The 22161-nt window shown below is 48.0% G+C and carries 12 protein-coding genes and 2 riboswitches; of the genes, 9 read left to right on the forward strand and 3 right to left on the reverse strand.

The window, feature by feature from the left end:
* Positions 1–8: 8 nt before the first annotated feature.
* The 5 genes from H2C83_RS07585 to H2C83_RS07605 all read left to right on the forward strand — a co-directional run bounded on the left by H2C83_RS07585 (position 9) and on the right by H2C83_RS07605 (position 7432).
* Positions 9–1568, forward strand: a complete 1560-nt coding sequence (locus tag H2C83_RS07585) for a sigma 54-interacting transcriptional regulator (protein ID WP_181739365.1) — start codon at positions 9–11, stop codon at positions 1566–1568.
* A gap of 125 nt (positions 1569–1693) precedes the next feature.
* Complete coding sequence (murG, locus tag H2C83_RS07590; protein WP_181739515.1) at positions 1694–2767, forward strand: undecaprenyldiphospho-muramoylpentapeptide beta-N-acetylglucosaminyltransferase; 1074 nt, start codon at positions 1694–1696, stop codon at positions 2765–2767.
* Positions 2768–3003: 236 nt separating this feature from the next.
* Positions 3004–4788 (forward strand): sensor histidine kinase, encoded by a 1785-nt coding sequence (locus H2C83_RS07595; RefSeq protein ID WP_181739367.1) that lies wholly within the window; start codon positions 3004–3006, stop codon positions 4786–4788.
* Positions 4760–5497, forward strand: coding sequence for a LytR/AlgR family response regulator transcription factor (locus H2C83_RS07600; protein WP_181739369.1), 738 nt, complete (start codon positions 4760–4762; stop codon positions 5495–5497). Before H2C83_RS07595 ends, H2C83_RS07600 begins: the two co-directional genes overlap by 29 nt.
* A gap of 129 nt (positions 5498–5626) precedes the next feature.
* Positions 5627–7432: a carbon starvation CstA family protein gene (locus tag H2C83_RS07605; RefSeq protein WP_181739371.1), complete on the forward strand. Its 1806-nt coding sequence runs from the start codon at positions 5627–5629 to the stop codon at positions 7430–7432.
* A 74-nt stretch (positions 7433–7506) separates the two neighbouring features.
* Here H2C83_RS07605 and H2C83_RS07610 read toward each other — a convergent pair whose 3' ends face one another.
* From H2C83_RS07610 to H2C83_RS07620, 3 genes are read right to left on the reverse strand one after another with little or no spacing between them, the layout of a single operon-like run.
* Positions 7507–9366 carry a PTS fructose transporter subunit IIABC gene (locus H2C83_RS07610; protein ID WP_181739372.1) on the reverse strand — a complete coding sequence of 620 codons (1860 nt, stop codon included), beginning with the start codon at positions 9364–9366 and terminating at the stop codon, positions 7507–7509.
* Positions 9367–9379: 13 nt separating this feature from the next.
* Complete coding sequence (pfkB, locus tag H2C83_RS07615) at positions 9380–10297, reverse strand: 1-phosphofructokinase (RefSeq protein WP_181739374.1); 918 nt, start codon at positions 10295–10297, stop codon at positions 9380–9382.
* On the reverse strand, positions 10294–11115 hold the full coding sequence (locus H2C83_RS07620) for a DeoR/GlpR family DNA-binding transcription regulator (protein ID WP_181739376.1): 822 nt from the start codon (positions 11113–11115) through the stop codon (positions 10294–10296). Before H2C83_RS07620 ends, pfkB begins: the two co-directional genes overlap by 4 nt.
* Before the next feature lie 467 nt (positions 11116–11582).
* Between H2C83_RS07620 and H2C83_RS07625 the strand changes: the two genes are divergently transcribed.
* The 4 genes from H2C83_RS07625 to H2C83_RS07640 all read left to right on the forward strand — a co-directional run bounded on the left by H2C83_RS07625 (position 11583) and on the right by H2C83_RS07640 (position 21912).
* Positions 11583–12923, forward strand: a complete 1341-nt coding sequence (locus H2C83_RS07625; protein ID WP_181739378.1) for a helix-turn-helix domain-containing protein — start codon at positions 11583–11585, stop codon at positions 12921–12923.
* Between the two features lie 55 nt (positions 12924–12978).
* Positions 12979–13097, forward strand: a riboswitch (SAM riboswitch).
* Positions 13098–13241: 144 nt separating this feature from the next.
* Complete coding sequence (gene metH / locus H2C83_RS07630; RefSeq protein ID WP_181739517.1) at positions 13242–16652, forward strand: methionine synthase; 3411 nt, start codon at positions 13242–13244, stop codon at positions 16650–16652.
* A gap of 12 nt (positions 16653–16664) precedes the next feature.
* Positions 16665–18530, forward strand: coding sequence for a bifunctional homocysteine S-methyltransferase/methylenetetrahydrofolate reductase (locus H2C83_RS07635; protein ID WP_181739380.1), 1866 nt, complete (start codon positions 16665–16667; stop codon positions 18528–18530).
* Positions 18531–18947: 417 nt separating this feature from the next.
* Positions 18948–19106, forward strand: a riboswitch (cyclic di-AMP (ydaO/yuaA leader).
* A 148-nt stretch (positions 19107–19254) separates the two neighbouring features.
* Positions 19255–21912 (forward strand): phosphoenolpyruvate synthase, encoded by a 2658-nt coding sequence (locus tag H2C83_RS07640; protein WP_312853877.1) that lies wholly within the window; start codon positions 19255–19257, stop codon positions 21910–21912.
* Positions 21913–22161: the final 249 nt, after the last annotated feature.

Here is a 22161-nt window from a genome sequence, read left to right on the forward strand (position 1 = left end):
GAAATGAAATGGAAACTATCAGTTTGCGGCTGAAGACGGAAGATCGGGTTGGCATTACGCATGATGTGATCTCTTGCTTGTTGCCGTATCATACAGATATTGTACGGATGGAGGTGAAACCGCACTTCATCCATCTGAAAATTGGTTCCATTCCTTCCGGTTTGTTCAAAAAGCTGCTTGCTCAAATGAATGGGATCGACGGTGTGATGCAGGTGGAGTTGGATTGCTTCCTGCCATCTGAAGTGCGTGAGGGTCAGATGGACACAATTTTGAAAACGGTTTCAGAAGGGATGATCCTGCTTGACAGGAACTTGCACATTCAGGCGATGAACCGGGCCGCAGCTGAAATGCTCGGTCTTTCTCCAGAGTCAGTAAAGGGGAAAAGTTTTTCCTCCATTTGGGAAAGTGGAATTAAATCGTGCCAGGGGTGTCTGGAGACTGGAAAAGAAGTGTTAAATGTTCCCGTTGTTTTATACCGGAAACATAGAACCATCCAGCTCATGGCCAGTTATAATCCCGTCCGGACCGGTGAGGAATGGAAACAGTCGGGGCTGGTGGTTGTGATTCGGGACATGAAACAGATTAATCAGCTGCTTCAGTCGGCAAAACAGAATGGCATGATCCAGTTCAGCGATATCATTCACCGTAGCGAAGCAATGAGAAAGTGTATTGAGGCTGCCAAAAGAGTGGCGGAAAAGGATGCAACCATCTTTTTATGGGGAGAAAGCGGAACGGGGAAAGAATTGTTTGCGCGTGTCATTCACTTTGCAAGCCGTCGCGCAAACGGACCGTTTGTTTCGGTAAATTGTGCGGCGATTCCCGATGCATTGCTGGAAAGCGAATTGTTTGGTTATGAGCCGGGTGCATTTACGGGAGCGGGAAAGGGAGGCAAAAAAGGACTCTTTGAAATGGCCCAGGACGGGACATTGTTTCTGGATGAAATCGGTGAGCTTCCGCTTCACCATCAGGCGAAACTGTTAAGAGTGCTGGAAGAGCGTTTGCTCAGGCGGGTTGGCGGAAACCGACCGGTTCCCCTTCGACTGCGGATTATTACGGCAACCAACCGGGATTTGAAAGAACTGGTACGTCGTGGCCAGTTTCGCGAAGACTTGTATTACCGGCTCCATGTGATTCCAATTAATATCCCTCCCTTACGGGAACGGAAAGAGGATATTTCCCTGCTGTCCGTTTATTTTATTGAGCGATATTGTACAAAGGCCGGGCGCGCCCCGCTGGTTCTGTCACAGCAGGCACTGGCACGCCTGGAAGCACATGGCTGGCCGGGCAATGTGCGGGAATTGCAGAATGTTATCGAGCGAAGTGTTTACCTTTGCCCCGACAAAGAGACGGAGCTGAAAGAAATTTACCTGGGCGTGGAGCCGGAACCGGTCCGGGATCATTCCCGCCTGAGCCTGAAGGAGCACGTCGAACGAGTTGAAAAACAATTGGTGCAGGCGGGGTTGAAAAGGTATAAAAGCGTCCGCAAGACGGCACGCCATTTGGGGGTCAGCCATACTGCCATTCTGAACAAGATGAAGAAATACGGGATTTCCAAAGAAAGCTGTTAATGAGTTGCAGGGTAATGGATGATCCTGATCTTTCATATATTGTTCAATACAGTAAATGAAAAAGCTGATAAAATAAACGTTGTTGCTCCAGATAGTTGAAATATCCGTAAGAAAGGGAAGCGATGATGGGAAAGACAATTTTGTTTACAGGCGGCGGAACCGCCGGACATGTGATGGTTAACCTGGCGCTGATTCCCAAATTCCGGGAGGATGGCTGGGAAATCATCTATATCGGTTCAGAAAACGGCATTGAAAAAAGCCTGGTTACCGATCTGGAAGGAGTAACCTATTACAGCGTTTCAACTGGAAAGCTGCGCCGCTACTTTGACTGGAACAACTTCAAGGATCCGTTCAAGGTCCTGAAAGGCATTTTCCAGGCATACCGGCTGATTCGCAAACATAAACCCAATCTGATCTTTTCAAAAGGAGGCTTTGTTTCTGTTCCCGTTGTTTTGGGAGGATGGCTGAACCGGGTGCCTGTCGTTATTCATGAATCGGATATTACTCCCGGTCTGGCCAATAAAATAGCCATTCCTTTTGCCACAAAGGTTTGCACCACGTTTCCGGAAACAACCAGACACTTTGATAAGGAAAAGGCCAAATATGTGGGAGCCATTATCCGGGACGAACTGAAAAAAGGGGATGCTGAGCGGGGACGCGCACTATGCGGTTTTAACAGGGAGAAACCGGTGATTCTGATTATGGGCGGAAGCCTGGGATCACGCATTCTGAACCAGGTAGTCCGGAAAAATCTGGATTCCCTTTTGGCCCGGTTTCAGGTGGTGCATCTGTGCGGGAAAGGACAGGTTGACGACACTCTGCAGAAACCCGGTTATTGCCAGTTTGAGTATTTGTCGGAACCGTTGGCTGACGTTCTCAATATGGCGGATTTCGTAGTGTCGCGTGCCGGTTCCAATGCAATTTTTGAATTTTTATCCCTGAACAAACCGATGCTGTTAATTCCCCTGTCGAAAGCAGCCAGCCGGGGAGACCAGATTCTGAATGCACGCTCCTTTGAAAAAATGGGTTACGCGCAGGTTCTCATGGAAGAAGATCTGAGCGACGAGACATTCCTTGAACAGATTGACCGATTGCTGGAAAACAAGGACGTTTATCGGGAAAAAATGAGCAAAAATTCTCCTGAACAAAGCATGAATGAAGTGATCCAGTTGATTAAACTGACCGCCAGGTCTTATTGATTGGGGAAGGACCGGGCAAACCCGGAAAAGCCTTCAGTGATAAGTTGACATTTCTTAATATATAAAAGAATCATGGACAAAAAATCTTGAAATATAAACTATGACATTGAAATGAAGCAAGGAGGGGTTCCCTTGCTTCATTTTTTTTGCCACGATACTATATGTGTAAAGTAGAAATCTATTTTTATGCACAAAGGAACGGTTTTTTCAGGCCATTTTGTAAAAGGATGGTAAACATGTTCGCATTAGTTCCTTTTATGTTTGAAAAGGTAGGAATCATCTTTATTCTTGCTTTTTTGCTTTCACAGATGAAATCATTCCGGCAATTGGTTCAAAATGAACATAAAATGAATGAAAAAATCATGCTGATTCTTCTTTTTGGCGTATTCGGGATTATCAGCAACTATACCGGAATCGAAATCTATCAATATACCATTAATACACATGAATGGAATTCAGAACTCAATCCCGAGTCGGCCCTGGCAAACACAAGGGTTATGGGGGTCGTGATCGGGGGACTCGTCGGCGGACCTTTGGTCGGATTTGGTGCCGGGATGATTGCAGGAATTCACCGGTTGCTATTGGGCGGGTTTACGGCGTTTTCATGCGCTTTCTCTACGTTCGTGGCAGGGATTGTATCCGGATATCTGGGCCGCAAACGGATCATGAAGGAGAGAAAGCTTACCCCTTTGTATGCTGTTTTGACAGGGATTACACTGGAAACGATCCAAATGCTCATTATTCTGGCTTTGTCCAAGCCATTTGAGCAGTCATGGAATCTTGTCCGGATTATCGGATTTCCGATGATTTTCGTGAATGGGTTTGGAACACTGCTTTTCATGCTGATCATCAGATCCATCATGAGTGATACCGAACGTACGCGTGCCAACCAGACGAATCTGGCCTACAAAATTGCCGATCAAACCCTGCCTTTTTTCCGGCAGGGATTAAATGCCAGGTCCTGCAAGGCTGTCTCGGAGATCATGCTGAAACTGACCAGTGCCGACGCAGTGGCGGTCACCAATAACTGCAAAGTCCTCGCCCATGTGGGGGCTGCTTCTGACCATCATATTCCCATGAAAAAGCCTGTTACCGGATTGACGAAAAAAGTGCTGAAAACCGGGGAGATTTCAATTGCTACCTCGAAGGAAGAAATCTTTTGCATGAACAGCCATTGCCCTTTAAAAGCAGCTATCGTTCTCCCTTTGAAAGTTCATGCCAAAACGGTGGGGACACTGAAAATGTATTATACAAAGGCTGACAAACTGGACAAAGTAGAGGTTCAATTGGCTGAAGGGCTTGCCAATCTGTTTTCTACGCAATTGGAACTGGCCGAGGCGGAACGGCAGACAAAACTTTTAAAAGACGCGAAAATCAAGGCATTGCAGGCACAGATTCATCCGCATTTTTTATTTAACTGTCTCAACACCATATCCGTACTGTGCCGGACCGACCCGGACAAAGCCCGCAAACTGCTTCTAAAACTCAGTTCCTTTTTCCGGGGGAATCTCCAGGGTGCCAGACAGAAACTGATTTCACTGGGAAAAGAACTGGAGAATGTCAAATCCTATTTATCGTTGGTACAAACCCGCTTTCCGGACAAATACCTCATTTCATTCAAAATCGAACCCCATCTGGAAAATGTCCTGATCCCCCCATTCCTGTTGCAGCCGATTGTGGAAAACGCGATCAATTATGGTTTTCCCGGGAGTAAATACGGCGGGAAAATAACCGTTCATGTTTTTTCGAAAAATGGTCAATTGCATATTCATGTTGAGGATGACGGAAAAGGGATTCCTCTGGAGAAGGTCAGAGACCTTGGCAAAAAAGTGGTAGTTTCGGCAAAAGGGAATGGAACGGCACTTTACAATATCAGTGAGCGTTTAAAAGGAATCTATGGATGCCAGGCCAGCTTGACCATTAAAAGTGAAGAAAATGTTGGCACACTTGTAGCGATTTCCATTCCTCTCGACAGTAAGGGGGTTTTTGAACATGAAGCTGAAAGCGTATATAGTGGATGATGAACCTTTGGCCAGAGAAGAATTGAAATACCTGCTCAATCAGAGCAAACAGGTGGAAGTCGTGGGAGAAAGTGATTTTGCGGATGGTGCTTTAAGGGACATTGCGAGGCTGAAACCGGATATCGTTTTTTTGGATATTGAACTGGACGAAGAGAACGGGCTGGATCTGGCCAAACAGTTGGAGAAGCTTAATCCGACTCCGGCCATTGTTGTTGCCACCGCTTATGATGAGTATGCTTTGCAGGCATTTGACACCAATGCGATTGATTATATCCTGAAGCCGTTTGGCGAAGAACGAATTATGCATACCTTGGAAAAATTGAGGAATCTGCAAAAAATCGGAAAAGGTGTTCCAGTTCCTTATTATTTGAAAAATGACCGTAATGGGAAAATCGCTGTTTCAGCGAATGATAAAATTGTCCTGCTCTCTTTTGACGAAATTCTGTTTTTCGAATCGTTTGAAGGGAAGTGCATTATCAAAACGCTGAAACAGGAATACAAAATTAACGAAGCCCTGGTAGAAGTGGAAAAAAAGGTGAATCATGCCCAGTTTCTTCGTGTTCACCGCAGTTATATTGTCAATTTGGATCATATCGAAGAAATCCAGCCATGGTTTAACTCCACATGCAATTTGATCATGAAGGACAGTTCCAGGGTTCCCGTAAGCAGGACCTATATGAAAGAGTTAAAGAGAATTATTGGTTTTTAATGTAATTGCAATTCAACCTGCGATTTTTGCTTTTTATCCTCCGTTTCATGTATTTCACCGTGAAAAAATAAAAATCATCCATTTCAACGTTATCATTAAGGTGAATCAATGAAGAAGGAGGATTGCAGGATGAATGCGGTTACAATTGTGGTTGGCACACTCTGTATCCTGGCCATTGCCTATCGTTTATATGGCACTTTCATGACCGTCAAGGTTTTGAAAATCGATGAATCCAGGCAGACACCGGCCCATAAACTGGAAGACGGGCAAAACTACGTGCCAACGAATAAATGGGTGGCTTTTGGGCACCATTTTGCAGCCATTGCTGCCGCCGGTCCGTTGGTAGGTCCGATCCTGGCGGCGCAGTTCGGTTATCTGCCGGGCTTGATCTGGCTGTTGGTGGGTGCTGTTATCGGTGGCGCTGTTCATGATATGGTTGTCCTGTTTGCTTCCATGCGCAGAGATGGAAAATCCCTGTCTGAAGTAGCCAAGGATGAACTTGGTCCTGTGGCCGGATTTCTTACCGGTTTGGCAATGTTATTTATCATCATTATTACGATGGCAGGGTTATCAATGGTCGTTTTGGGAGCGTTGGAGAGAAACCCGTGGGGAACATTTGCTGTCGGTATGACCATTCCGATCGCCATGGGTGTCGGTTTATATTATAAAAAGACAGGCAACCTGAAGCTTGCCACAACCGTTGGTTTTCTTCTGATTATGTTTTGCGTGGCGATTGGACATTATTTAAATGGTACATGGCTGGGGGAGCTGTTAACTTTTGAAAAAAGCACTCTTGCCATTATTCTGCCTGTTTATGCCTTTTTTGCCGCAGCATTGCCTGTCTGGCTGCTCCTGGCACCGCGCGATTATCTGAGCACTTTCATGAAAATCGGGGTGTTTGGCGGGTTGATTGTTGGGGTTTTCTTTGTCAATCCAACTGTTCAATTCCCCGCAATCACCGAATTTGTTCATGGCGGCGGACCTATTGTGGCAGGACCGGTCTGGCCGTTTATCTCGATAACGATTGCCTGTGGAGCAATTTCAGGTTTTCACGCATTTATCAGTTCCGGGACAACGCCAAAAATGTTGGATCACTGGAGAGATATCAAGCCCGTTGCCTTTGGATCGATGCTGGTCGAATGTGTAGTGGGTGTCATGGCTTTGATCGCAGCCATTTCCATGCAGCCGGCCGATTATTTTGCCATCAATTCAACGCCTGAGGCGTTTAATAAACTTGGTATGGAAACCGTTTATCTCAATGAGCTGGAGCAGCAGGTTCAACAGGATCTGAATGGAAGAACAGGCGGAGCCGTTACATTGGCTGCAGGGATGACATATATCTTTACCGAGTTTCCTTTCTTCCAGAAAATCGCGGCATATTTTTACCAGTTTATTATTCTCTTTGAGGCGGTCTTCATTTTAACGGCCATTGACGCGGGGACGCGGGTTGCCCGTTATCTGATCCAGGACTTTCTCGGCGACTTTATCAAACCGTTAAAACGGACAGATTCCATTCCGGCAAACATTATTGCCAGTGCGATTGCCTCCTTCTGCTGGGGATATCTGTTGTTCTCCGGAGATATCAGTTCGATTTGGGTGCTTTTCGGAGTTTCCAACCAGTTGATGGCTTCGGTAGGCTTGATCATTGGCGCGACAGTTATTCTCAAGATCGCCAACAAACGCAAATACATTCTTACCTGCCTGATCCCGCTTGCATACATTTTTGCAACCGTGATGGTTGGCGGTTACTGGATGATTGCCAACGTTTACCTGAATCCGGGAAGCGCCGGATTCAGCATGGTCAATGGAATCATTTCCATCGTCATGCTGATCCTGGGTGTTGTGATTTTGCTCGCTGCCATTAAGAAATGGAGCGAGCTTTGGAAAATTCCGCAGGCAGAACTGGTGCAACGGTCGGAAGCGGAAATTGCCTGAAATGAAGCCCAAGCCCCCATCCACTTCTGAATGGGGGCTTTTTTATCTTCACCTGTTGCAATATCTTTTCCCAATCAGGATTTATTCACTTTCTTTTTCCACAATCCGAGGCAGACTGCGCTAATCACAGATCCTGTCAATATGGCCAGAATATACATGATCGGCCTGTTTACCAGAGGAATGACGAAAACGCCGCCGTGCGGGGCCGGCAGGGTAATCCCGAACATCATGGTGACGGCACCGGCGACAGCGGAACCAATGATGCAGGAAGTGAGAACGCGAAGCGGGTCAGCTGCCGCAAATGGAATGGCGCCTTCGGTAATAAAGGAAGCTCCCATGACGTAGTTTGTCAATCCGGATTTCCGTTCCGCATCGGTAAACCTGGACTTGAAAAAAGTAGTGGCCAGGGCAATGCTCAGCGGCGGAACCATTCCACCCGCCATAACCGCCGCGTGGGGTGCCAGGTTTCCTGTTTCAATGGCGGCAATGCCAAAGGTAAAGGCGGCCTTGTTGATGGGTCCGCCCATATCGACGGCCATCATTCCCCCGAGGATCAGCCCCAGGATTACGGCATTTGCCCCGGTCATGCCATTAAGCCATTGTGTCAGCCACTCGTTTAAGGCAACGACAGGTGTATTGATCACCGTGACCATTAAAACGCCTGTAATCAAAATGCCAAAAACAGGATAGAGAAGGACCGGTTTGATTCCTTCCAGACTGTCGGGCAAAGTGGAGAATACTTTTTTAAGCAAAATCACCATATAACCGGCAAGAAAACCGGCAATCAGTCCTCCGAGGAATCCTGCACCGGCATTGGCTGAGAGAAATCCGCCCACAACTCCCGGGGCAAAACCGGGCCGGTCTGCGATGCTGCTGGCAATAAAGCCGGCCAGAATCGGAACCAGGAAATGAAAGGCGCCTTCACTGCCGCCGATTTTCATGAAGAGTTCCGCTATGGGGCCCTTGGCCTCAATTCCTCCGAAAGCAAAAGCGAGAGCGATAAAAATACCTCCGCCTACCACAAAGGGCAACATATTGCTGACGCCATTCATTAAATGTTTATAAATCCCGAATGAAGAACGTTGATGAGTGCCTGCTGTTTCCGGAGTTTTTCTGCCGCTTTGATAAACAGGGGCATCCTGTTTCAGGGCTTTCGTGATTAACGCTTCCGCTTTATGGATTCCATCTGCTACAGAGGCCTGGATTACCCTTTTTCCATGAAAACGGTCCATTTCCACCTGTTTGTCGGCGGCAACGATGATTGCGGTTGCCCGCCCGATTTCTTCTGCGGTCAGCCGGTTTTTTATACCTGTTGACCCGTTTGTTTCAACTTTGATGGAAACCCCCAATTCCTCCGCTTTTGCCTTCAGGGCATCGGCGGCCATATAAGTATGGGCAATCCCTGTGGGACAAGCGGTTACCGCCAGCAAAAGGGTTTCAGACTGACTGGCTTCTTTCGGGCCGGTTCCCTGATTTTCCGTTACTTCCTGATTGCGGACTGTCTTGAGAATCTCCTCTTCGGAAGCAGCCTGGAGCAACCGTTTGCGAAAATCTTCATTCATGAGCAGGACTGACAGACGGGATAACGTTTCCAAATGTGCTTCATCAGCCTCGTCCGGTGCTGCGATCATGAAAAACAAACGCGCAGGCTTCCCGTCCAATGAGTCATATTCAATCCCGGATGTACTGCGGCCAAAACAAATAGCCGGTTTTTTGACAGCACCGGTTTTGGCGTGGGGGATGGCAATCCCGTCGCCAATTCCTGTGCTCCCTTGACTTTCGCGGGCCCAAATCGCTTCCTTAAAAGTTTTTTTGTCTTCAAGACATCCGGCCTTGTCCAGTTTTTCTGCCAGTTCATCAATGACCCCTGCTTTGGTGGAACCTTCAAGCTCCATGATCAGTGTTTCTCTGCTCAGTAAATCGGTAATCTTCATAAGGGGCACCTCCTTAAAGGGAATAAAGCCTGATCGATTTTCGGAAATGTTCGACTTGTTCCTTGCGGCACAAATCCTGGGAAAAGGCGGTTGCGCTTCCTGCCGCGACCGATGTCTGAAATGCCGATACAATATCTCCCGACTGGTCATAGGCAGCTATAAAGCCGGCCACCATGGAATCGCCCGCACCCACGGAGTGGACTACATTTCCTTTTGGCACGTCAGCCATGTAAACCGCTTTCGGGGTAAACAGGAGCGCACCCTTGCCGGCCATGGATACAATCACGTGTTCCGCGCCCATTTGCTGCAGGCGCCGGCCGTAAGGAATTACTTCTTCTGCTGTTTCCAGTCTGGCATTGAATAACTGTCCCAGCTCGTGATGATTGGGTTTGACCAGAAACGGGCGCCTGGAAGCTACTTTGGCCAGCACCGGACCCTCGATGTCGACAACCACCCGGATTCCGCGATCACTTAAGCGGGAAGTCAATTCTTCATATAAAGAAGGAGATAACGACCGGGGAATGCTCCCGGCCAAAACGACGGTATCCCCCGGTTTTACCTGAAGAAGCTTTTCCTCAAACTGCCGGTACTGGTCCGGTGAAATAAAGGGGCCCTGTCCGTTGATTTCGGTTTCTTCCCCTTTTTCGTTTTTCAACTTGATATTAATCCGTGTATCTTCCCCGACATAGACGAATTGAGTGGAGATCCCTTCTTTTTTTAACCAGTCTTCGATAAACCGCCCGGTAAATCCGCCTGCAAAACCCAGCACGGTCGTGTCTGTGCCAAGACGATGGAGAACACGCGAAACATTAATCCCTTTTCCTCCGGGAAACTTCTTCTCGTTTTTTATTCTGTTTAATTGGTTTAATCGCAGATTTTCCACTTCGACCAAAAAATCAATCGAAGGGTTAAGAGTAACGGTGTAAATCATGCTTTATCAACCTCAAACACATAAGTTTTTTTGGAATATATTTCTTTTGTTTCCGGAGAAAGGGGAAGAGTAATTAATGAAGCCGCATTTAAATCGGCAATTTTTGCAAAGGATATTTCTGACAGCTTACTGGGATCAGCCAGTACGAAGGATTGGCCGGAAAGCTGGAGAGCGGTCCGCTTCAGGATCGCTTCTTCGGGATCTGGAGTCGTATAACCCAAATCCGGATGGATTCCGTTGGTTCCCAAAAAACATTGATCAAAACGGTAATGGCGGATTCCTTCCAAAGCCATTGCCCCGATCAGCGCTCTTGTAGAGGTTTTCATTTTTCCGCCCAGGACGTAGGACTCGATCTCATATTCAACCAGCAGTTCCAAATGAGTCATTCCATTGGTTACGACGGTTACCTGTTTGCCTGTCAGAGCCGGAATCATTTCCAGAGTCGTGCTGCCGGCATCCAGGTAGATACAGGCGCCGGGTTCAACCAGACCGGCGGCAAAAAGACCAATCTCTTTTTTGGCCTGGGTAAACCTGGTCGCCTTTTCCTGAATGGGGCGTTCCACACCTTTGCTCTGAAGCAGGGCGGCACCGCCATGAACCCGTTTTAAAAGATGTTGTTGTTCCAGCTGATCCAAATCACGGCGAATGGTTGACTCGGAAGCGCCAGTGGAAAGAGCGAGTTCCTGTACTTTGACAACACCCTGTTTTTTTAACAGTTTCAAGATTAATTGGTGTCTTTGTGGTGTAAGCGTTTGATCATCACCTCTCTCCAGTTTTTTAATCAATTTTAACAAAAACAGCAAGCAATAATCAATCATATTTGATCATTTTTTATCAATTTAAATCAAAAACAATCAACAACTGAGAAGGAACGATCCGATTCCCAAAATGATCTAAAAAAATGATTAAAAATGAATTTGTAAGGGAAAAGAAGGAAAAAAGAAAAATCCAGATAGAACAGCCATTATTTACCATATATTTTATTAAAATAAATAATATTTTCTATCACATAATATTTAATGGATCTATATCCAATTAAAACTTCACGTTCATCCCCATTTTTATAAATTTCTATATAGCAGGCGCAGATGCCTGGTATTACCAGGGTTCCTGGACCCTGGCGGCTTTTGCCTGAAAGGTTGTTTCAATGCGTATTTTTAAGGATATGTCAATTGGTATAAATTACAATCCATAAAATGTAAATTTTTAATTAATCATTTCTTTATAAAATAAAAAAGATGAAGTAATATAGAAATAACAATTTTTCCGAAAGGACAGATCGGTTATGAACATATTGGAAATGAGTGAAATTGGCAAATTTATTCGTAAAGTTCGAAAAGAAAAAGGGTTAAGATTGGAAGATTTGGCAGACGAACATATTTCTACGGCAACGATCAGCAATATTGAACGCGGTGTGTCGCATGTCAATAAAGATAAAGTTTTGTATTTGATGAGTAAACTGGAACTCGACTTGAATGAGATTCCAGAAATGATAGAAAAAGATACGGAAACTCTGGAAAGCATGCAGGTGAAGTTTGCTGCGATTGAAACGATGATCCAGATGGGGATGCCTGAGCGGGCACTCGCTTTACTTTCAAATATATCCGAAGAGTCTCATTCCAGACATCAGGCAACGATTTACTATCTGAAGGGAAAAGCATTCATTTTCACAGGGGATTGGCGAAAAGCGGAACGGGAGTTGGGTGAGGCAATACGCCTCGCATACCAGGACCCCTATTCGCCAATGAGCAATCTGGAAGCTGCCGGCTACAGCGAGCTGGCCTATTGCCGGTTCCGGCACAAGGATTATGAACAGGCACTGAGATATGTAGAGCGCGGCCTGGAAACGATCGACAAGGAAAAAAATGACGGCTGTGACAATCGGACCTATTATATGCTGCTGATTTCCCGGATTATTTATCTGGAAGGGTTGAATCGCACCGATGAAGCTTTTCGCTTTCTGGAGGAAATGTGGGCAAAAATTCCACAAATTCAGAGTAAAGACATCATTATTAAGATGTATGTATCCCGCATGCGGCTGCTGAAGCGAATGAAACTATACCATGATTCGATTCGCTATGCGCGCGAGGGCATCCGGATGTCGATCGGTAGCAAAAACACGGAAGAAATCTTTCAGTTGTGGAACGGATTGGGACAGGCGTATATTGAAATCAACCAACTGGATGATGCCGCGACCTGTTTCCGATTTGTACGGGAGTTGGCTGACCATGTGGAAAACCAGACCGAGATGACGCGTGCATATTGCTATCTGGGAAAAGTATACTTCATGCAGGGAAAAAATCACGATGCGTATAATGTACTGAAGAAGGCGCTGGAACTGGCTGAAAAACTATATGATCCCCAACTGCTCAACCAGTCCCTCTTCATGATGGGGAAACTGCTGAAGCAAATGAAACGTTTTACCGATGCGGTTGAATATTTGAAAGGGGCTGCCCAGATCGCTTCCAAAAATAAAATGAAATCCAGGGTGTACGACAGTTATTATGAACTGGCGGGATGTTACGAGGCACTGGGGGACACGGAAGGATTCAAATCAGCCACGGGGCAGATGTACAAGGCACAAGCAGAGTTGGAACAGCAACAAATTTCCTACCGGATCGATTGACAAGTGCTAGAATGATCTATATATTAATAAAATAAACAAGTGGATTTAAATTGTTCTCTTATCCAGAGAGGCGGAGGGACTGGCCCAATGAAGCCCGGCAACCTGTTGGACTGTTTGTCTTCCAATGTGGTGCCAATTCCAGCAGAGAGAAGTTCTCTCCCTGAAAGATGAGAGTTTCAGATCGCAACACCTTTCATCTTTCAAAGATGAAAGGTGTTTTAATTATGCTCTGGTTGCGGACAGTTTTGAATTTTGGTACAGGGATGGCGGTCAACTGTGGAAAAAAAGCGAATTGAAGAGCGGTTTCGCGAAAAAATCATGATCCTGGATGGCGCCATGGGCACCATGCTGCAACAAGCGGGATTGACAGCTGAAGATTTCGGGGGAGAAAAGTTTGAAGGATGCAATGAAATATTAAACCTGACACGGCCGGATTTGATTGAAAAGATCCACGACACTTATTACAGGGCCGGCGCTGACATGGTGGAAACCAATACTTTTGGCGCGACACCGTTGGTTCTGGCTGAGTATGATTTGCAGGACAGGACAGAGGAAATTAATCTGGCGGCCGCCCGTTCGGCAGTAAAAATGCGGGACTTATGGTCGACTGATGATCATCCGCGCTATGTGGCCGGTGCCATGGGGCCAACCACGAAAACTTTATCTGTAACAGGCGGCACGACGTTTGAGGCTTTGGCAGAAGGATATTACCGGCAGGCAAAGGCTTTGATCGAGGGAGGAGTCGATCTTTTGCTGCTGGAAACGGCACAGGACACCTTAAATGTGAAAGCAGGCGGGATCGGAATTGAAAGGGCGTTTAACAGGACGGGGAAACGTTTGCCGGTCATGATCTCCGGAACCATTGAACCGATGGGGACGATGCTCGGAGGACAAAACATTGACGCATTTTACCTGTCGATTGAACACCTGCGTCCAATCGCAGTCGGCCTTAATTGCGCAACCGGGCCGGAGTTTATGACTGACCACATTCGCACTTTATCCGGCATGGCCCGTTGTTATGTCAGTTGTTATCCAAATGCGGGATTGCCGGATGAAAACGGAAATTATCTCGAAACTCCGGAAGCGTTTGCCCGAAAAATTGCCGACTTTGCGGATAAGGGCTGGTTAAATCTGGCGGGCGGCTGTTGTGGAACGACTCCGGAACACATTCAGGCCGTTTCCCGGGCCTTGGCCGGGAAAAAACCGCGCCGGCCGGCAGAAGATCACTTGCCGGGCGTATCCGGAATTGAACCGGTATTCCTGGAGCAGGATAACCGCCCGCTGCTGGTTGGGGAACGGACAAATGTAATTGGCTCCCGCAAGTTCAAAAGACTGGTTCGGGAAGGAAAATATGAAGAAGCGGCTGAGATTGCCCGCAGACAGGTAAAAGGCGGAGCCCAGATTATTGATGTGTGCCTGGCAGATCCGGATCGTGATGAAATGGCGGATATGGAAGCTTTTTTGCGGCATGTCACCAAAATGGTCAAGGTTCCTCTCATGATCGACTCCACCAATGCAAGGGTTATTGAAAAGGCACTTCAATATTCCCAGGGAAAGGCAGTCATCAATTCCATCAATCTGGAAGAAGGAGAGAAACGTTTTGCTGAAATTCTCCCATTAGTCCGGCAATTCGGGGCGGCCGTTGTAGTGGGGACCATCGATGAGCGGGGAATGGCTGTCACGGCAGAACGAAAATTGGAAATAGCCTTGAGAAGCCATGATTTGCTGGTTAACAAATATGGAATTCCCGAGAAAGATATCATTTTTGATCCGCTCGTTTTCCCGGCAGGTACCGGCGATGGGCAATATATCCGGTCAGCCGGTGAGACCGTTGAAGGGATTCGCCGGATCAAGAAGGCCTTGCCCGGGACAGCAACCATTCTGGGGGTTTCCAACGTTTCGTTTGGTCTGCCGATTGCCGGGCGGGAAGTGCTAAATGCCGTATATCTTTACGCCTGCATCAAAGCCGGACTGGATTATGCCATTGTCAATGCGGAAAGACTGGAGCGTTATGCCTCGATTCCGGAGGAAGAACGGAAACTGGCTGAAACGTTACTGTTTGGGACAAACCGTGGCAACTATGATGATGTACTGGCACGGTTTACCTCCTTCTACCGGGACAAAAAAGCAGTCCGGAAACAGGAAAAGATCCGGATGACACTGGAGGAAAGACTGGCCGGTCATGTGATCGAAGGAAGCAAGGATGGTTTGTTTGCGGATCTGGATGAAGCGCTCGCCCGCCATGCGCCGCTTGATATTATCAATGGGCCGCTTTTGGCCGGTATGGATGAAGTAGGACGCTTGTTTAATGAAAACCAGCTGATTGTTGCTGAAGTGTTGCAAAGTGCGGAAGTGATGAAAGCGGCAGTTGCTTATCTGGAACCGCACATGGACAGCACCGGCAGCCATGCGCGGGGAAAAGTGCTTTTGGCCACGGTGAAAGGGGACGTTCATGATATTGGCAAGAATCTGGTTGAGATGATCCTGTCCAACAATGGATATGAAGTAGTCAATCTGGGAATCAAGGTTCCACCGGAACAATTGATTGAGGCTGTCCGCAAGGAAAAACCCGATTTAATCGGCTTGTCGGGTCTCCTGGTCAAGTCTGCCCGGCAAATGGCGGTGACAGTGCAGGACCTGAAAGATGCCGGTATTGAGATCCCGGTTTTGGTCGGAGGCGCCGCATTAACCAGAAAATTTACGGATACGCAAATTGCCAGCCGGTATAACGGGCCCGTGTTATATGCCAAAGATGCGATGAACGGGCTGGAATTGGCAAATCAGCTGATGAATCCCGGACAGTGCGGCAAGATCGGGTTGAAAAAATGGCAAAAGACCGAAGAGGCGGAAGATTCCGGTCCGTCGCATGGACGAAATGTGACGACGGCGGTGGTTACTCCAGCAAAAAGCAAGGTAAACCGGAAGGTACCTGTTTTTGTTCCTCCGGATTTAAAAAGACACATTTATCGCGATTACCCTCTGGACTTGCTAAAGCCTTACATCAATTTGCAGATGCTTTTTGGCAAACACCTGGGTTTAAAGGGAAATGTGGAAGATTTGATTGCCAGGGGGAATCCGAAAGCGCTGGAATTGAAACAGACGTTTGATCAGGTGATGGAACAGGCCAAACAGGAACAAATATTGTCTCCGCAAGGGATGTATCAGTTTTTTCCAGCACAGGCGAAAGGAAATGACATTCTGATCTATGATCCGGATAATCCGGGCAGGGTACTGGAGCGTTTTTCATTTCCCCGCCAGTCAGGGGATCCCTATTTGTGCCTGGCTGATTTTGTTCGCCCGGTTGAGTCCGGCGAAATGGATTATGTCGGTTTTCTGGCAGTCACTGCGGGAATCCGCATTCGTGAAGCGGCACAAGTATGGAAAGAAAAAGGAGACTATCTCCATTCCCATATGTTGCAGGCTGCCTCTTTGGAGACTGCTGAAGCATGCGCCGAACAGATGCATCAGATTATGAGAAACCGATGGGGATTTCCCGATCCGGCGGATATGACCATAAAAGAACGGTTTGGCGCGAAGTATCAGGGAATTCGTGTCTCTTTTGGATACCCGGCCTGCCCGAACCTAGAGGACCAGCAGAAATTGTTTCGCCTCATTTCCCCGGAGGAGATTGGAATTGGTTTGACTGACGGTTTCATGATGGAGCCTGAGGCTTCAGTATCGGCAATGGTATTTGCCCATCCGGAAGCCAGATATTTTAATGCAAAATAGGGAGGGATATCTATGAGCAAGCCAGAATTGCTTCATCGCCTGCAGGATTCACTGCTTGTCGGGGATGGTGCAATTTCCACGTATTTGTACCAGCAAGGCGTTTCGGTCGGGCATTGTTCCGAAGAACTTGTTTTAAGCAACCCGTCTCTGGTCAGTGATGTCCATCAGGCCTATTATGAAGCGGGTGCCCGTGTGATAGAAACACATACGTATGGTGCAAACCGGGAACGGTTAACGCGATACGGACTGGAAACCAGGGTGACGCGCCTGAACCGGGAAGCTGTTCGCATCGCAAGGGAGTCGGTTGGCAGCGATGCTTATGTGGTGGGAGCGATCGGTTCGATTTGTGCCGGAAGAGTACCGGTTTATGATAAAGAGGAATACCGGGGGATGTATGAAGAGCAGGCGATTGCCCTGCTACACGCCGGAGTGGATGGAATATTGCTGGAAACCTTCCTGGACCTGAAAGAGATTCTGCTGGCTGTTGAGGTGATTCGCCCATTAACGCCGCTGCCGATCTTTGCGCAGTTATCCATGATCGAACTTGGCAGGACGAGAGACGCTTTTACCCTGTCTGAAGCATTTGCCCAACTGGCTGAAAAAGGTGTCAACGGTGTAGGGATCAACTGCCGCCTGGGTCCGGTGGAAGTGTTGCGCACTTTGGAGAAAACGATCGTTCCCGGGGATTTGATCATTACCGCTTATCCCAATGCCGGACGGTTGGGGATGAGCAACGGGGAATTGCATTACAAATCAACGCCAGATTATTTTGAAGAAACAGCAGAACTTCTGGTCAGGCAGGGGGTCAGGCTGCTGGGCGGATGCTGCGGAACGACTCCTGAACATATTGCCCGGATTGCCATGGTTTTGAGAGACATGACTCCGGTTGAACGGGAAAATCCATCTTCCGACGGGTGGAAGATCCCGCCTGTTGAAACGATTGTTGTGCAAAAACGGAAAAAGCCGACGGTGGTTGAACAAGTTCGGAAAAAACGGACCATTATTTGCGAATTGGATCCTCCAAGGGATTTGGATATCTCCCGCTATTTGGAGGGAGCAAGGCGGTTGCAGCAGGCGGGAGTTGACGCGATTACGCTGGCGGATAATTCCCTGGCAACCGCCAGAATGAGCAACCTGGCCCTGGGAGCGATTTTAAAGAAATATGGCATTGAGCCCCTGGCGCATGTTGCCTGCCGGGATCGCAATCTGCTGGGACAGCAGTCCCATCTCATGGGCCTCCATGCCCTGGGGATAGACCAGATCCTGGTGATAACCGGAGATCCATCGCGCATGGGAGATCTTCCGGGAGCAAGCTCCATATATGATGTGACTTCGATTGAGCTGACCCGGATGGTCAAACAGTTCAATGAAGGAATCTCGTTTTCCGGACGCGAGTTGAAACAGAAAGCCGGATTTGTGGTCGGAACCGCTTTTAACCCGCATGTGCGCAAGCTGGATGCGGCTTTGAAACGATTGGAGAAAAAAATCGAAGCAGGCGCTGATTTTGTCATGACGCAACCGGTTTATGATCCGGATGGAATGTTAGAGGTTCATGAAGTCACCAAATCCCTCCCGGTTCCTGTATTTATCGGAATCATGCCGCTTACCGGCTACCGCAATGCCCTGTTTTTGCATCATGAAGTGCCAGGGATCAAAATACCGGATCAGGTGTTGAAACGGATGGAGAAAACCACGGACAGACTGTCCGGACAAAGAGAAGGTATGCAGGTTGCCAAGGAACTTTTGAAAGTGGCGATGGAGAAATTTGCCGGAATTTATCTGATTACCCCTTTTTCAAACTGGCATATGACCGAAGAATTGACCCGTTTTGTCCGCGAGCATGACCGGCAACTGCTTGAACATTACCATCATGCCTGAAAGGAACCAGGTGGCGGGACCTGTTCCGGCTTCACCCATCAGGGAAAGGATGATCTCTTCGTATTTGGGCATGATTCCAGGAAATTCGGGGCTTGGGATCAAAAACTGATGACAAAACAGCACCCCCGTTGCCGTGGCACTGTGTCCATGATCCATTGGTACGCTGAAACCAGTCTCTGGAGGGGCATGACCTGGAAATCAAGTCTGAAACCTGTGACCCAAATTCAGGCATCCAAGTAATTTCAGCATGTTGTCTGTCTGGTATCTTCTTCTAAAACTACGAAATCATCCACGAAAAAAAGAAAGCATGTTAAGAATTGATCACTAAATGTCGCTGAACTTTGACCTGCTTCACCTTCCATACCGCTTTACACCCAAACGGACAGGGAGTAAGATAATCTCAAACTGAAAAAATCTCCATTCCAATCGCTGAATCCCGTTTTTGGGAGGGGGGAACCACGCATAGCAATGTCTTCGTTCATGGGCTACATGGGGTGAATCCCGGCAAGCACCGGGTAGGGTGACTCTCAGCACCCGAATCCGACAGCTAACCTCGTAAGCGTTATGAGAGGAGGAGTATCGTTGTCCTGTGCCATGGTTTGTTTTGTGGTGCCAAAAAAGCCGCGAGAAGACTCCCTTCTCGTGGCTTTTTCGATTTGGCAAGGTGGTTGGGCATCGGGTCAACAGTCTGGCTTCATTTTTTTTGAAAGGGAAGTGAAGTGTTGTGAAATATGTAATGCATTTTGAGGAAATTGATTGTCACTGCTTGCCGATCGTGGGTGGAAAAGGCGCCAATCTGGGAGAAATGTCCAAAGCGGGCTTTCCAGTCCCTCCCGGTTTTTGCATCACTACAACGGCTTATCGACATGTAATGGATGAACTGGATGAGACAGATCGATGGCTGAACCACTTGAACCGGTTGAAACCGGAACAGCTGGACAAGATTCGTGCATGTGGACAAAAAGTCCGTGACCACATCCTGTCACTCACACTTCCGAACCCGATCAAAGCATCGATCATCGAGGCCTGGGCCAGATTGGGAAAAGATGATGCGTACGCGGTCCGATCCAGCGCGACCGCCGAAGATTTGCCAACCGCTTCTTTCGCGGGTCAGCAAGAAACCTGTCTGAACGTCAGAGGGGAAGAACAGCTCCTTGAAGCGGTCAAAAAATGCTGGGCATCCCTGTTCACAGATCGGGCCATCGTTTACCGCATCAGGAACGGGTTTGATCACAAGTCCGTTTCCTTGTCTGTCGTGGTGCAACGGATGGTTTTTCCCGAAGTGTCCGGGATTCTGTTTACCGCAGACCCGGTGACGGGACATCGGCGCACGGTTTCCATCGATGCCGGGTTCGGACTGGGAGAAGCGCTGGTTTCCGGCATTGTGACCGCCGATTTGTACAAAGTGCGTGACCATGAAATCATCCAGAAACAAATCGCGAAAAAGGAAAAAGGGGTTTTCCCTGCCAGTAAGGGCGGAACAGAAGTCAGGGAACTGCCGCCCGAACTTCTCCGGAAACAGGCGCTCCCGGATCGGAAAATCCTGGAATTGGCGGAATTGGGGCAAAGGATCAAAAAACATTACGGTTCCGAACAGGATATTGAGTGGTGTTTGGACGGGGATAACATCTATATTCTCCAGAGCCGGCCCATCACTTCCCTTTATCCCGTCCCTTCCGCCAAAAATGACGAATACCGGGTCTATCTTTCGATTGGCCACTCACAAATGATGACCGACTATATGAAACCTCTCGGACGCTCGGTTTTTCAATCATTCGTTCCCTTTGATGATGATTCGTTTTCGTTCGTTGAAGCAGGCGGCCGGCTCTACTGGGATTGTTCCAGTTTTCTGTTTCTGAAGCTCGTCCAGCGCAAAATTCTCAAAAGTACAATCGTGGACGATAATCTGTCAGCGCTGAAAAAAGTGGTGCAAAGCGAAGATTTCAAGCGGCTGGCACCGAAGCGGGGCGTGGTGCGAAAAGCATTCCGCTCAGCGAAATTCATGTTGGCCCTTTACCGGAAGATTATTCCCCGCTTGATCCAGATCTGGTATTGGGAAGATCCGGGGCTTGCTGTGAAACAGGCCTTTGCCACTTTTGAACAGGATTTGGCCCAATTCAAACAGGCATTGTCCAAACGCTCCGGCGCGGAACGAATCCGGTTTATCCGGGAACATGCTATTTTTGAGACCATCGTCGATCCCATGGCCTACACCTATGCCGGATTTATCACCTTGCCGGTGATCAAAAGAAAAATAAAAAAATGGTTGGGAGAAGAATGGAACCCCTCTATTCAAAAATCCCCTCCCGGCAATATCACCAGCGAAATGGGGTTGATGATCGGGGATTTGGCGGATGCGGCCAGACCCTGTCCCGAAGTAGCCCGCTATCTGGAACAGGCGGAAGACCGTACGTTTTACGAAGGATTGAACCAGGTGGAAGGCGGCAACACATTTCGGGCTGAATTGGACCGGTTCATGGAAAAATTCGGGATCCGGGCACCCGGTGAAATCGACATCACACGGGTCCGCTACAAAGAAGCGCCCACCATGCTCGTTCCGTCCATTCTCAGCCATATGAGAAGCAATGCGCCGCAGGAGCACCGGAAAAAATTCAAACAAGGGGAACAGGAAGCCCGGGAAGCGATCCAGTCTTTGCTTGCGCGGGTCAAAGCTACGCGCGGCGGGGCCCGGAAAGCCAAAAAACTGGCCCGGCTCATTGCTCTTTATCGAAATACCGTGGGAATCCGGGAACTGCCCAAATATATCATTATTCGTTATTTCAGCCTTTACCGGGAAGCGATTTTGGAAGAAGCACAAACCCTTTATAAAGAAGGGATGCTCAGGCAGAAGGAAGACGTCTTTTATTTGACGCTGGACGAATTGGTTCTGCTTCTGGAAAACCGCCTGAAAAAGGAAGAGGTCAAGGAACGGATCCGTTCTTGCAAGGCAAAGGAAGAGGTTTACCGAAAACTGACCCCTCCCCTGGTCATCACCAGCGAAGGGGAAACATTCTCGGGGGGCATCAGCAACGGGCAGGCACCGCCCGGCGCTTTGACCGGTATTCCTGTATCTTCGGGTGTTGCGGAAGGCTATGTCAAAGTTGTTCGCCGCTTGGAAGAAGGAAAACTGAACAAAGGGGATATCCTGGTCGCACCCTGCACAGATCCCGGTTGGACGCCCTTGTTTCATTCGGCCAAAGCCCTGGTCACAGAAATCGGGGGGATGATGACCCACGGTTCCGTCGTTGCCCGTGAGTACGGAATTCCTGCTGTTGTCAGTGTAGAAAATGCAACGCAAATTTTGAAAGACGGTCAATACGTCCGTGTGGACGGGACCAACGGATACGTGGAGATCCTGGATGAGAAAAAGAAAAATGAATAGGCTCCCGTGATTGGGGAAAAATGTTGCCGCTCATTGTCGGCCAATATTCCCAACAATTTCTCAATCTCTTTTTCTTCAATGATTGCTGCCACTTTAAAAACCGTTCCCCACAATCCCAAAAAGAGACCCTCCTGTTCCGGTCAGGAGGGTCCAATCATGAATACCCAAAACCAATGACAATGGAAAAGTAAACGAACGAATGACCATCGAGGGGAATGATTCAATACTCGGAGAGGAAACGAATCCGGG

The sequence above is a fragment of the Thermoactinomyces mirandus genome, from assembly GCF_013868055.1.
Taxonomy (GTDB): Bacteria; Bacillota; Bacilli; order Thermoactinomycetales; family Thermoactinomycetaceae; genus Thermoactinomyces; species Thermoactinomyces mirandus.